A 12,825-nucleotide genomic window follows, 5' to 3' on the forward strand; every position below is an offset into this window, starting at 1 on the left:
CTCAGCCCTCGCCGAGCACCGCCCGCGCCGCCGCGATCCCGGTCTCATAGGCCCCGTGAGCCGTCGAGAAATCGTGCGGCGAACAGGCCTCTCCGGCGAAATACAGCCGGACGTCGATCGGCGCGGCCAACACTGCGCGCGCGCCGGCGTGACCGACGGCGGCGTGCGAGTAGCTGCCGCCGATCCACGGCTCGTGACGCCAGCACGTCGCGGTGACCGGATACAAGCGCGCGCGCCACTCGCTGCCGAGCAGCGCGACTAGCTCGTCGACGACAAAGGCAGCGGCAGAGTCCGTGTTCTCCAGCCCGTCCGCGGTCGGGCCGCCAAGAAAGCTCTCGATGAGCGGGTAGCCGAAGGGCGACAGGCGGTGGCTCGCGGTATCGGCCGAGAAGGGGTTGCCGAGAAGGTGCGAGTCGGCGGGCCACTCGGGGCGGTCGACCCGCAGCATCACCTTGTCCGCCACGCCGAGCGGCAGCCTGGTCGCGGCGTCGATCTTCTCGGGCAGCGGCGGGTCGAAGGCGATCGCACCGCGCGCAAGGACGGGTGTCGGCACCGCCACGACCACCGCGTCGGTCTCGATCGTACCGGCCGCGCTCTCGACGCGCACGCGCGCGCCGCGATGGTCGACCCGCGTCACCGCGCAGCCGAGCCGCACCGACAGGCCGCGCGCGTGATCCGCGATGAGCGTGCCATAGCCCTCGCGCACGGCCCAATTGTCCTCGGTCGCGGCATCCTCATAGGCGAGCCAGTCGTGCAGCGAGACATGGTCGATCGCGGCGCCGTTGCTGAATCGCGAGATCGCGTCGAGCAGCGGTCGCCAGCGTTCGTCGCGGGGCACCGCGGCGCCGAGCGGGCGATCGGGCGCTGCCGCCAGCGCGTGCGCCGCCTCGGTCATCCGCTCGCGCGCCGCGTTCGCGTCACGATGGTCGTCGCGCGGGAAGCCGAGGTCGCGCCACTGCTCGCCCCACCGCGCGGTGTCGGTAGCGACGGTGAAGCCACGTGCGCCCGCAATATCGGTCCAGGGATTGCGCTGCGCGGAGTGGAGCCAGCCGCAGCCGAGATCGACCGTCGCCGCACCGATAGCGATGCTGCGCGCGCGACCGCCGAGCCGGTCGCCCGCCTCGAGCAGCAGCACGTCGCGGCCGGCGTCATGGAGATGGCGGGCCGCGGCGATCCCTGCGGCACCGCCGCCGACGACCACCGCGTCGGCCCCGCCGCTCATGTCAGGCGGTCAGCAGACGCTTCTCGCCCGCCAGCCGCATCATCGCGCGCTGCAGCTTCTCGAACGCGCGCACCTCGATCTGGCGGACGCGCTCGCGGCTGACGCCATAGACCTGGCTCAACTCCTCGAGCGTCTTGGGATCGTCCGTCAGCCGGCGCTCCGTGAGGATATGCTTCTCGCGGTCGTTGAGGTCGCTCATCGCGTTGACCAGCATGTCGTGGCGGACGTCCGCCTCCTGCTGGTCGGCGACGATCTTGTCCTGCAGCGGGGCGTCGTCCTGCAACCAGTCCTGCCACTGACCCTCGCCATCCTCGCGCATCGAGACGTTCAGCGAGGTATCGCCGCCCATCGCCATGCGACGGTTCATGCTGACCACGTCGGCCTCGGTCACGCCGAGATCGGTCGCGATCTTCTGCACGTCCTCGGGACGCAGGTCGCCGTCCTCGAAGGCGTCGAGCCGGGCCTTCATGCGGCGCAGGTTGAAGAACAATTTCTTCTGCGCCGCGGTGGTGCCCATCTTCACCAGGCTCCACGAGCGCAGGATAAATTCCTGGATCGAGGCGCGGATCCACCACATCGCATAGGTGGCGAGGCGGAAGCCGCGGTCGGGCTCGAACTTCTTCACGCCCTGCATCAGCCCGATGTTACCCTCGGAGATCAGCTCGCTGACGGGCAGGCCGTAGCCGCGATAGCCCATCGCGATCTTGGCGACGAGGCGCAGGTGGCTGGTGACCAGCTGCGCCGCCGCCTCGGTGTCGCCATGCTCCTGGAAGCGCTTGGCAAGCATATATTCCTGCTCGGGCGCCAGGATCGGAAATTTCTTGATCTCGGCGAGATAGCGGTTGAGGCTCTGCTCCCCGCCGAGCGCAGGGATCGTCGCCGGGACGTTGCTGCGTGCTGCCATGATCCTTGATCTCCCTTCCTGGCGGGAAACGCGGCGAGGCCCGGACAAGTGCCGAACGGTGCGCGCTTCGAGCCTATACGACGAGCTGACTGAACAGTTCCTGCATGTCCCGCGGCATCGCACTATCGAACGACAGCGCGTCGCCAGTGATCGGGTGGATGAACCCGAGGCGAGCGGCGTGCAAGGCCTGGCGGCGAAAACCGAGCGTTTCGATCACGCCGCGATGTGCATGCTTCGTTCTACCATAGACCGGGTCGCCCAGCAAGGCGTGGCCGAGCGAGGCCATATGAACGCGCACCTGGTGGGTCCGCCCGGTCTCGAGCCGGCACTCGACCAGTGCCGCCTCGCGCAGCGGCTGGAGCAGCGAGTAATGCGTCACCGCGCGCTTGCCGCCGGCGACGATCGCCACCTTCTTGCGGTTGGCGGCGGAGCGCGCGAGCGGCGCGTCGACGCTGCCCGACGCCGGCATCGGCCGCCCGTTGACGATCGCGCGGTAACGCCGGTCGATCGTGTGCGCGGCGAACTGCTTGGCGAGGCCCTCGTGCGCGCGGTCTGTCTTGGCCGCGACCATCAGCCCCGAGGTGTCCTTGTCGATGCGGTGGACGATCCCGGGTCGCGCCACGCCGCCGATCCCCGACAGCGAGCCCCCGCAATGGTGAAGCAGCGCGTTGACCAGCGTGCCGTCGAGGTTCCCCGCCGCGGGGTGGACGACCAGCCCGGCGGGCTTGTCGATCACGATGAGGTGGTCGTCCTCGAACGCGACCACGAGCGGGATGTCCTGCGCCTCGTTGTGCGCGGGGGCCGGGGTGGGCACGGCCACCGCGAAGGCCTCCCCGGCACGCGACTTGCGCGAGGGATCGCGCACCGCCGCGCCTGCCTGGCTCACCTGGCCGGCGTTGATCAGCACCTTGAGCCGCTCGCGTGACAGAGTCGGCACCGCCTCGGCCAGTGCGCGATCGAGCCGCCAGCCGTCCGCGGCCGGCGCGATCGTCGCCTCGATGATGCTAACCCCCCGGTCCATTCGTTCCTGCTATGTGGCGATGATGATCGATATTTCAATCCGCCTCCGTGATGAACTCGTCGCCGCCGCGCGCGGCAGTGTCGACGAGGTGTGCGGCCTGCTGCTCGGCCGCGGCGAGCGCGTGGAGCGCGTCCTGCCGTGCCGCAACGTCGCGGCCACGCCCGCTACCCGCTTCGAGCTCGACCCGGCGGCGCTGCTCGCGGCGCATCGCGCGGCGCGCGCCGGCGGCCCCGCGGTGCTCGGTCACTATCACTCGCACCCGAGCGGCGACGCCCGCCCGTCAGCGCGCGACGCCGCCGACGCAGCGCCCGACGGCAGCCTGTGGCTCATCGTGGCGGGAGGCGCCGTGAGCGCGTGGCGCGCGATCGTCGACGGCACGCTCCACGGCCGCTTCGACGCGGTGGCGATGCGCGACGGCGGTTGCGGAGCCGGGCACGAGCCGCCACAAGGCGGCGATTCCCCCGCGCGGAGTGTATTCCCGACATGACGATCAGCCCGGTCGACTTCGCCTCCCTGTTGTGCTCGCGCCTGTGCCACGACCTGCTCTCGCCGGTCGGCGCGCTCAACAACGGGCTGGAGCTGCTCAACGACGAGACCGACCCTGAGATGCGCGCGCGCTGCCTCGAGCTGCTCAACGAGAGTGCGCGCGTGTCCGCCAACAAGCTCAAGTTCTTCCGGCTGGCGTTCGGTGCGGCGGGCGGCTTCGGCGAGCGCGTCGACGTGCGCGAGGCGCGCCAGGCGGTCGAGGGACTGCTCGGCGACAACAAGCGCCTCCAGCTGCACTGGCTGATCACCGGGGTCGAGCTGCCCAAGGCGGCGGTCAAGGTGCTGCTCAACCTCGCGCTGATCGCGGGCGACACGCTGGTACGTGGCGGCTCGGTGACGATCGGGGTGGAGGAGGGCGCCGAGACCACCGAGATCGTGCTGCGTGCCGAGGGCCCGCGGTTGGTGCTCGACCCCGAGCTGCGCGCGACGCTGACCGACGGCGCGAACGGTGCGGCGATCACGCCGCGTGCGGCGGCGGCGTTCCTGGTCAACACGATCGCGGCCGAGGCGGGCGGCTCGGTGATGGTGAGCGACGCGGTCGACGGGACGTTGCTGTTCGGCGCGGCGCTGCCGAATCGCTGATCCGGGATGCAGCGGCTCAGGGCGGCGAGCCTCTGGGGTAGGTCGCTGTGCCGGCGGTTAGATCATTTGGCTCACGGGGACGATACGGGAACAACGCGCGAATGCCCGTTCTCCTAAGATAATCCTGCTTCCGATCCTGCGGGTGCGAGATTACCTTGGGGTAAGACTATGATGCGACGGACGATGACGGCGCTGGCATTAACACTGATGCTAAGCGCCTGCGGCGACGACGGTAAGAACGCCGGATTAAACAGGAAGACGATTACCGCCAGCACCAATCCCGCGCCGACTCCGACACCGACGCCAACACCAACCGCCACGGCGAGGACCTATACGTACGAGACGGCAGCCGCCTTCAGATTCGATCGCCGCTTCATCGGCTATGATCGTGTGTCGGGAAGCGTCGCGGACGGAAAAAGCGCGTCCGCCGAGTTCTCGTCATCGGAAACTGCTGTTACGTCATAATCGACACAAGGCGGTAAGGTAACGCTTGCAGACGCCACCGACCTGCCGAACGGCGGTGTCTTTTCGTCGTTCGAAGGGAACGGCACGATAACGGCCGAAACACAGGTCGAAATCGGTAAGGACGGAAGTGATGTCTACCTTGGAATGCCGTCAGAGCTGTCCAAGTATAGCTTCTTCGCGCTCGCCGAATACATCGATGCGAAAACACATCGCGTTTACGTGATCGGTTCACCAACCAACCCAGCCGAAGTAAACCAGCCGGTCATATTGACCTATTTTGCGCTCGTCGGCGAGATCAAGAACAAGGCTGATGCAAGCGGCAAGACTCCCGCTACAGCACAATTGCTTACCATTGATCTTGCCAAAAATACCGTGTCCGGCACTATCCCAGTGGTTGACGCGGACGGCAAAGCCAGTGACTTCAACCTCTCCGGCACGATCGACGGCTTGAAGCACGTGAGCGGCACGCTCAAAAGTGCGGACGGCACGGTTACTGGTGAGTTTCACGGGCGGCCATATGGCGCTGGCGGCAAGGAGCTCGCTGGAGTCGTGGCGATCAAGCGTTCAGATGGGACCTATTGGTATTCTACCCTGACTGGCGCCCTCAAGCAGTAAGCGCACGATCGCGGCGCCGCTCCCGCAGCGGCGCCGTCACTCCCTCAGTAAACACCCTTTTAACCGGCGCCATGCCATGCCGCTCGCCGACAGGACGCGACGGGGCCGCATGGACGATCTGCTGCAGGAATTCATCGCCGAGACGCGCGAGACGCTCGAGGCGCTCTCGGGCGAGATCGTCGGCTGGGAGGCCGATCCGAACGACCGCACGCGGCTCGATTCGATCTTCCGCTTCGTCCATACCATCAAGGGCAGCTGCGGCTTCCTCGACCTGCCGCGGCTCGCGCGGCTGAGTCACGCCGCCGAGGACGCGCTCGCCGCGGTGCGCGGCGGGGATCGCGTGCCGGACAGCGCCCTGGTCAGCGCGATCCTCGCGATCATCGACCGGATCGGCGACCTGGTCGAGGCGATCGACGCGGGCGAGTCGGTCGACGACGGCGGTGAGGCGCTGCTGATCGCCGCGCTCGACGCCGCCCCGACCGTCGGCAGTGCCGTCGCCACGATACCGAACGCGCCGACCTCGCCGGATCCCACCGCGCTCGGCACCGCCGCGCAACGCGCCGGGCATAAGCGCTCGGTGCGGCTCTCGGTCGACCTGCTCGACCGCATGATGAGCGGCGTCTCCGACATGGTGCTCGCGCGCAACCAGCTCGCGCGCCACCTGCGCCTGATCGAGGACCCGCGGCTCGAGGCGATGCTCGAGCGGCTCAGCCTCTCGGTCGACGAGCTGCGCGACACCGTCACGCGCACCCGCATGCAGCGCGTCGAGGCGCTGTTCTCGGCGCTGCCGCGGTTGGCGCGCGACTCCGCCGCCTCGCTCGGCAAGTCGGTGACGCTGGTGATCGAGGGCGGGGACGTCGAGCTCGACCGCGAGATGATCGAGCTGCTGCGCGACCCGCTCGTCCATATCGTCCGCAACGCGGTCGATCACGGGCTGGAGGACCGCGCCGACCGGATCCTCGCGGGCAAGCCCGGCACCGGCGAGCTGCGCGTCGTCGCGCGCCAGGCAGGCAACCTCATCATCATCGACATCGTCGACGACGGCCGCGGCGTCGATACCGACCGGCTCGTCGCCAAGATCCTGCGCGACCAGCCGTCGCGCGCCGCCGAGCTGCGCGGCCTCGACGAGGAGGCGCGGCTGCGGCTGATCTTCGAGCCCGGCCTGTCGTCGCGCGACGAGGTCACCGCGCTGTCGGGCCGCGGCGTCGGGATGGACGTGGTCAAGGCCAATGTCGAGCAGGCCGGCGGTCGTATCTCATTGGTCAACCGGCCGGGGCAGGGACTCACCGTCTCGCTCGAGGTGCCGCTCACGCTCGCCATCCTCAACGCGGTGCTGGTCGACGCCGCGGGGACGCGCTTCGCGGTGCCGCGCCAGTCGGTCGACGAGATCGTCGCGGTAGACGGCGGCGCGGTGCGGGTGGATCGCGTCGGCACCGGGTCGGTCGTGCTGCTGCGCGGCCAACGTCTGCCGATGGTCGAGCTCGGCGACCTGCTCGATCGCGCCCCCGCCGGGCCGCCGCGCTATCTCGCGATCGTGTCGCTGCGCGAGGGACGCTTCGCGCTCGCGCTCGACGGCGTCCTCGACACGCAGGAGCTGGTGGTCAAGCCCGCCGCGCCCGCGGTGATGCGCGCCGGGATCTACGCCGGCCAGATGCTCCCCGACGACGGCCTGCCGATCCTCCTGCTCGACTGTTCCGGCATCGCCGCCAAGGCAGGGCTGACCTTCGAGCAGGTGCAGGCGCAGGCCTCCGCCACCGCCGCGGTCGAGGCGGTCCGCGCCTTGCTGTTCCTCGACGTCGACGGCGAGCGCCGCCTGATCGTCTCCGACGCGGTCGACCGGATCGAGAAGGTCGCCGCTGGGGCGGTGCGCTCGCTCGCGGGCGGCACCTGGCTGACCATCGACGGTCGCTCGGTGCCGGTCTGGGCGGGGCAGGAGGTCGTCGCCGACACCGTCCGCACCGTGCTCCGACTCCAGGCCGATGGTCTGGAGCTGGCTTACCCCGTCGAGGAGGCGATCGAGATCGTCCCGCTGCCGGACGAGCTCGCCCCCGCCGCCGACCCGCACGGCGTGATCGCCGGGCTGGCGGTGATCGCGGGCGAGCCGATCGAGCTGGTCGACTCGCTCGCACTGTTCAACGCGTCGCCGGTCGCCGCCGAGCGGCCGCTCTGCCTGCTCCACGGCAGCGAGGGCGCCTGGATGGAGGCCTTTCTCAAGCCGACGATCGAGCAGGCCGGCTATCGGGTCGTCCGCTCGGTCACCGCGGGCGAGCGTCCCGCCATCGCGCTCGCGATCGACGACGAGGCCGACAGTGCGCCAGTTCCGGCGCTACGCCTCAGCCGCTCGCGTGGCCAGCCCCTCTACCGTTACGATCGCGGCGCCTTGATCGCCGCCCTGAAGGAGCATCGCGCATGATCGGCTCGCTGCAACTGGTGGCGCGGATCGGCGGCTGCGGCGTGCTGTTCGACGCCGAGCGGGTCGACTCGGTCGTCGAGGTCGGCACGGTCGTGCCGGCGCCGGGCGCCGCCGCCGCGGTGATCGGGCTGGCGGCGATGCGGAGCCGCGTCGCCACCGTGCTCGACGTGCGCACGCTGCTCGGCGTCGCGCGCTGTCCCGAGGAGAAGCGCCGCGAGGGCGGGCGCGCGGTGGCGACGATCGTCGACGGCCATCTCTACGCCATCGCGGTCGACTCGCTCGAGGACGTCTCCACCTTCCAGCTCGGCGCGGCCCCGGCGAGCCTCGACACCGCGGGCGAGTGGGACTTCGTCACCGGTATCGGCGAGGGCGAGCAGGAGACGCTGCTCGCCCTCGACGTCGACCGGCTCGTGGCGCGCGCCAGCGGGCTGGCCTGACCTTCCGACAAGCAGGCGTGGGCCCGCGGCCTTAATCACCCCGGACAAGTTCCGCGATCTCCTCGGCCGCGCGCATCGCCTTTGCCGGCTGTGCGGCGCGGTTGATTTCGGAACAGCTTCGAGAAGGACGAGCCCTTCGCCCCTAACAACTTCCGCATCGCCGTTAACGTCAAACTTACCCCTCGTCCGCCACAAGCAGGCCACGCTTGGTATCGCAGGATCGCCCCATGAAGACTTGCCTTATCGTCGACGACTCCAAGGTGATCCGCAAGGTCGCCCGCCATATCCTGGAGACGCTCGACTTCACCGTTTCCGAGGCGGGTGACGGCCGCGAGGCGCTCACCGCCTGCCGCGCGTCCTGCCCCGACGTCATCCTGCTCGACTGGAACATGCCCGTGATGAGCGGGATGGAGTTCCTTCGCGCGCTCGGCGGCGAACCGTTGCCCGCGCGCCCCAAGGTGGTGTTCTGCACCACCGAGAACGGCATGGCGCACATCCGCGCGGCGATCGAGGCCGGCGCCGACGAATATGTCATGAAGCCGTTCGATCGCGAGACGCTGCAGAGCAAGCTCCAGATCGTCGGCGTGGCCTGACGCCAGCGCCCCCCGCGCCCCGGCCGATCGCTGCCATGCCGCAGTCCGCGTCCTCCCTGGCCCCGCCGCGCGGCGCACTGCCACGCGTGCTGATCGTCGACGACTCGGCGGTCGCGCGTGCGGCGCTCGGCCGCTACGTCGAGGCGAGCGGGCGGTTCGAACTGGCGGGCGCGGTCGGCGACGCCTCGCGCGCGCTCGCCTTCCTGGCGACGCAGCGCGTCGACGTGATCCTGCTCGACCTAGAGATGCCGCGGCAGAGTGGGATCGACGCGCTGCCGCAGCTGCTCGTCGCCGGCGCGGGCGCGCGCGTGCTGATCGTGTCGAGCACTGCCGCCGAGGGCGCCGAGGTGACGATGCGCGCGCTCGCGCTCGGCGCGGCGGATACGTTGGTCAAGCCGCTCGCGGGCGCCTTCGCCAGCCGCTTCGGGGACACCTTGCTCGCGCGGCTCGACGTGCTCGCGGCTCCCGCGGCGTCGGTCGGCCCGTTGGCTGTGATCGAGCCGGCGCGCCGTGGGCTCGCTCCCGCGCCGCTCGTTTCCGCTGCGCCGGCGTTCGATGCGATCGCGATCGGTGCCTCCACCGGCGGCATCCACGCGCTCGCCTCGCTCCTCGCCGGGGTGCCAGCGGAGGTGATCCAGCCGATCCTGGTGACGCAGCACCTGCCGCCGTCCTTCTCGCCCTATTTCGCCGCGCAGGTCGGCGTCTCGGCCAAGCGCCCGAGCGTCATCGCGCAGGATCATGGCCGCGTTCGCGCCGGTGAGGTGGTGATCGCGCCGGGCAACGCGCACCTCGTCGCGCACGCGCTTCCCGACGGCGGCGCGGCGACGCGGCTGTCGCAGACGCCCGCGCCGACGGGCAACCTGCCCTCGGTCGATCCGATGTTCGCGAGCCTCGCGGCGGTCTATGGCCCGCGCCTGCTCGCGATCGTGCTGAGCGGCATGGGCCGCGACGGCCTCGAGGGCGCGCGCGCGGTGCGCGACGCCGGGGGCACCGTGCTGGTGCAGGACCGCGGCAGCTCCGTGGTGTGGGGCATGCCCGGCGCGGTCGCCAAGGCCGGCCTCGCGCAGGGCGTGATGTCGCCCGCCGAGCTCGGCGCGACGATCGCCGCCGGTGGTGGCCGATGAGCGCGGCGGCGCACGGACAGCCGACGATCGACGCGGGCTCGGCACAGGTCTTCGCCGCGCTGCTCGAGGCGCGCACCGGCCAGCGTATCGCGGCCGCCCGCAGCTGGAAATTCGACGCCGCGCTGAAGCCCTTGCTCCAGTCGCTCGGGCTCGATCGGGTCGAACAACTCACGGCGAGGCTGATGGAACGTCACGACACCGCACTGGCCGACCGGATCGTCGACTCGCTGCTCAACCAGGAGACCAGCTTCTACCGCGACGCGGGCGTGATCGAGACCGCCGCCAAGCTCGTCCACGAGCAGCCAGCGCCCGCGCGCGTGTGGTGTGCCGCCTGCGCCACGGGGCAGGAGCCATTGTCGCTCGCCATGCTGTTCGCCGAGGCGGGCGGGCCGATGCCCGAGATCGTGGCCACCGACGTCTCCGCCGCGGCGATCGTGCGCGCGCGCGCCGGTAGTTACAGCCAGTTCGAGATCCAGCGCGGCCTGCCGATCCGGCGCATGATGCAGTGGTTCGAGAGCGCGCCGAACGATCAGTGGGTGGCGCAGCCCAAGCTGCTCGCGACGATCGCCTATCGCCGTCACAATCTCGTGACCGACCCGGCGCCGGCCGGGCTGTTCGACCTGATCCTCTGCCGCAACGTGCTGTTCTACCTGGCGCCGCACCTGCGCGAGCAGGTGCTGGAGCGGCTCGCCGCCGCGCTCAAGCCCAGCGGCGTGCTGCTGCTCGGCGCGGGCGAGACCGTGATCGGCCAGTCCGAGCGGCTGCGGCCGTGCCGCCGCGCACGTGGCTTCTACGAGCGGGTCGGTGCCCCCGACACGCCGGAGCGGCTTTACACCGCGCGCTAAGTCCGCGATTCGGCGAGGCGTGAGCAGCGCCGCCCCGACCACCACCAGCACCTTCGGCGCGCGCGATCTCGCCGTGGTGGTCATGATGAACCTGCTGTGGGGCCTCAACATCGTCGCGGTGAAGGAGGCGGTCGCGCTGGTCCCGCCGATCACCGCGGGGATGCTGCGCCAGCTGATCGTGCTGCTGGTCTGCGCCAGCGCGCTGCGGGTCGTGCAGGGCAAGATGGTGCCGCTGCTCGCGCTGGGCGCGCTCTCGGGCGGGCTGTTCTACGTCTTCATCAATCTCAGCCTCGCGGTGTCCGACAACGTTGGCGCCCTGGCGATCGCGGGGCAGCTCGGCGTGCCCTTCTCGCTGCTGCTCGCGATCGCGGTGCTGCGCGAGCGGATCCACGCGCCGCGCGCGATCGGGATCCTGCTCGCCTTCACCGGTGTGGGACTGCTGGTGTTCGATCCCGCCGCGGCGCGAGAGGGGCTGGGGCTGGCGCTGACCGCGGCGAGCAGCCTGGTCTGGGCGGTCTGCTCGCTGATCCAGCGCCGTCTGGTCGGCGTGCCGGTGCTGACGATCTACGCCTGGATCGGTCTGCTCGGGACGCTGACGCTGGCGGCGACGTCATGGTGGTTCGAGCCGGGCGCGATCGAGCGGCTGCCCCGGACGCCGATCGCGGCGCTGCTGCCGATCGCTTTCTCCGGCATCGGCTCGACCGTACTCGGCCACGGCTCGATGATGTGGCTGCTCCAGCGACACCCTGTCTCGACCGTCACGCCGCTGACGCTCGCCGCGCCGGTGGTCAGCGTCGCCGCGGCATCCTATTGGTTCGGCACGCCGCTGACCTGGCCGATGATGGCCGGGGGCGCGGTGGCGATGCTGGGGGTGGCGATCGTGACGATCAGGACGGCGGCGAAGGGTGAGCGACGAGCATGAGATGTGTCGAGGCGCCGTCGCCCAATTTCAACGAGCGCGAGCTGCCGATCTCGATGATCGTGCTCCATTATACGGGGATGCACAGCGCCGAGGAGGCGATCGCGAGGCTGCGCGACCCCGCCGCCGCGGTGTCGAGCCACTATGTCGTCGACGAGGACGGGACGTTGCTGCGGCTGGTCGACGACGACAAACGCGCCTGGCACGCCGGCGCCTCGCACTGGCGCGACGTCGACGACGTCAACTCGGCCTCGCTCGGGATCGAGATCGTCAACCCCGGGCATGAGTTCGGCTATCGCGCCTTCCCCGAACCGCAGGTCGACGCGGTGATCCGGCTCGTCGCGCATCTGAAAGACCGCTACGAGATCACGCGCGGCAATATCGTCGGCCATTCCGATATCGCGCCCGCGCGCAAGCGCGATCCGGGCGAGCTGTTCCCGTGGCACCGGCTGGCGCGGCTGCGGCTGGCGCTGCCGCGGCCGACCAAGAACCTGATGGACCCGTTCTGGAGCGAGCCCGCCTTCTGCCTCGCGCTCGAGCGTTTCGGCTATGACGTCACCGACCGGATGGCAGCGATCATGGCGTTCCAGCGGCGTTTCCGCCCCGAGTTGATCGACGGCGAGATCGACGCCGAGTGCCGCATGATCCTGCTCGCGCTGCTGCTGCCGCGACCGCGCGGCGACGACTGACGCTTCCCACGCGCCGCCGCAGCCGCTAGGGCGGCGGCGCCAGGGGGCCGGGCGGCCGCGTCACGCGTCAGCGTGCCGAGGAAAGTCCGGGCTCCACGGAACGACGGTGGCGGGTAACGCCCGCCGGCCAAGGGCGCGAGCCCGCGGTCAGGGACAGTGCAACAGAGAGCAGACGGCCACGGCTTCGGCCGGGCCATGGTGAAAGGGTGCGGTAAGAGCGCACCGCGCGGCCGGCAACGGTCGTGGCACGGTAAACCCCACCGGGAGCAAGACCGAATAGGGGCGGCAGGGGCGCGTTCGCGCGTCCGGGGCGTGTTCCCGCTCGCCGCCCGGGTTGGTCGCTGGAGCGCGTCGGCGACGGCGCGCCGAGAGGAATGGTCGCCCAGTCCCGCGCAGCGATGTGAGGGATGGACAGAACCCGGCTTACAGGCCCCCTGGCATTTTCGCCGC

At 70.3% G+C, this 12,825-nt stretch carries 14 protein-coding genes and 1 other RNA gene; 12 read left to right on the forward strand and 3 right to left on the reverse strand.

Annotated features, from left to right (window positions below; all coding sequences use genetic code 11):
* Window position 1 precedes the first annotated feature (1 nt).
* The 3 genes from K7957_RS02590 to K7957_RS02600 form a co-directional block, all read right to left on the reverse strand.
* Window positions 2-1,222, reverse strand: coding sequence for a flavin monoamine oxidase family protein (locus K7957_RS02590; RefSeq protein ID WP_223010416.1), 1,221 nt, complete (start codon window positions 1,220-1,222; stop codon window positions 2-4).
* A 1-nt stretch (window position 1,223) separates the two neighbouring features.
* Entirely contained in the window at window positions 1,224-2,126 is a 903-nt protein-coding gene (gene rpoH, locus K7957_RS02595) for an RNA polymerase sigma factor RpoH (protein WP_223010417.1), read from the reverse strand.
* Between the two features lie 73 nt (window positions 2,127-2,199).
* On the reverse strand, window positions 2,200-3,147 hold the full coding sequence (locus tag K7957_RS02600; RefSeq protein ID WP_223010418.1) for an RluA family pseudouridine synthase: 948 nt from the start codon (window positions 3,145-3,147) through the stop codon (window positions 2,200-2,202).
* A 19-nt stretch (window positions 3,148-3,166) separates the two neighbouring features.
* Between K7957_RS02600 and K7957_RS02605 the strand changes: the two genes are divergently transcribed.
* The 12 genes from K7957_RS02605 (at window position 3,167) to rnpB (ending at window position 12,817) form a co-directional block, all read left to right on the forward strand.
* On the forward strand, window positions 3,167-3,634 hold the full coding sequence (locus K7957_RS02605) for a M67 family metallopeptidase (protein ID WP_223010419.1): 468 nt from the start codon (window positions 3,167-3,169) through the stop codon (window positions 3,632-3,634).
* Window positions 3,631-4,275 carry a histidine phosphotransferase family protein gene (locus K7957_RS02610; protein WP_223010420.1) on the forward strand — a complete coding sequence of 215 codons (645 nt, stop codon included), beginning with the start codon at window positions 3,631-3,633 and terminating at the stop codon, window positions 4,273-4,275. The genes K7957_RS02605 and K7957_RS02610 overlap by 4 nt, the downstream gene beginning before the upstream one ends.
* Window positions 4,276-4,458: 183 nt before the next feature.
* Window positions 4,459-4,740, forward strand: a complete 282-nt coding sequence (locus K7957_RS02615) for a hypothetical protein (protein ID WP_223010421.1) — start codon at window positions 4,459-4,461, stop codon at window positions 4,738-4,740.
* A gap of 144 nt (window positions 4,741-4,884) precedes the next feature.
* A complete protein-coding gene (locus K7957_RS02620) occupies window positions 4,885-5,355 on the forward strand; it encodes a transferrin-binding protein-like solute binding protein (protein WP_223010422.1) in 471 nt (156 codons plus the stop codon).
* 109 nt (window positions 5,356-5,464) lie between these two features.
* A complete protein-coding gene (locus K7957_RS02625; protein WP_223010423.1) occupies window positions 5,465-7,768 on the forward strand; it encodes a chemotaxis protein CheA in 2,304 nt (767 codons plus the stop codon).
* The gene (locus tag K7957_RS02630) at window positions 7,765-8,205 is read left to right on the forward strand and encodes a chemotaxis protein CheW (protein ID WP_223010424.1); all 441 of its coding nucleotides are present in this window, start codon (window positions 7,765-7,767) and stop codon (window positions 8,203-8,205) included. The genes K7957_RS02625 and K7957_RS02630 overlap by 4 nt, the downstream gene beginning before the upstream one ends.
* 227 nt (window positions 8,206-8,432) lie before the next feature.
* The gene (locus K7957_RS02635) at window positions 8,433-8,798 is read left to right on the forward strand and encodes a response regulator (RefSeq protein ID WP_223010425.1); all 366 of its coding nucleotides are present in this window, start codon (window positions 8,433-8,435) and stop codon (window positions 8,796-8,798) included.
* Between the two features lie 35 nt (window positions 8,799-8,833).
* A complete protein-coding gene (locus K7957_RS02640; protein ID WP_223010426.1) occupies window positions 8,834-9,922 on the forward strand; it encodes a chemotaxis protein CheB in 1,089 nt (362 codons plus the stop codon).
* The gene (locus tag K7957_RS02645; RefSeq protein ID WP_223010427.1) at window positions 9,919-10,767 is read left to right on the forward strand and encodes a CheR family methyltransferase; all 849 of its coding nucleotides are present in this window, start codon (window positions 9,919-9,921) and stop codon (window positions 10,765-10,767) included. Before K7957_RS02640 ends, K7957_RS02645 begins: the two co-directional genes overlap by 4 nt.
* A 19-nt stretch (window positions 10,768-10,786) precedes the next feature.
* Entirely contained in the window at window positions 10,787-11,689 is a 903-nt protein-coding gene (locus K7957_RS02650; protein ID WP_343228279.1) for a DMT family transporter, read from the forward strand.
* On the forward strand, window positions 11,686-12,375 hold the full coding sequence (locus K7957_RS02655; protein WP_223010428.1) for an N-acetylmuramoyl-L-alanine amidase: 690 nt from the start codon (window positions 11,686-11,688) through the stop codon (window positions 12,373-12,375). The genes K7957_RS02650 and K7957_RS02655 overlap by 4 nt, the downstream gene beginning before the upstream one ends.
* 39 nt (window positions 12,376-12,414) lie before the next feature.
* Window positions 12,415-12,817: RNase P RNA component class A (rnpB, locus tag K7957_RS02660), an RNA gene on the forward strand.
* Window positions 12,818-12,825 lie beyond the last annotated feature (8 nt).

The organism is Sphingomonas yunnanensis (genome assembly GCF_019898765.1).
Lineage (GTDB): Bacteria > Pseudomonadota > Alphaproteobacteria > Sphingomonadales > Sphingomonadaceae > Sphingomonas > Sphingomonas yunnanensis.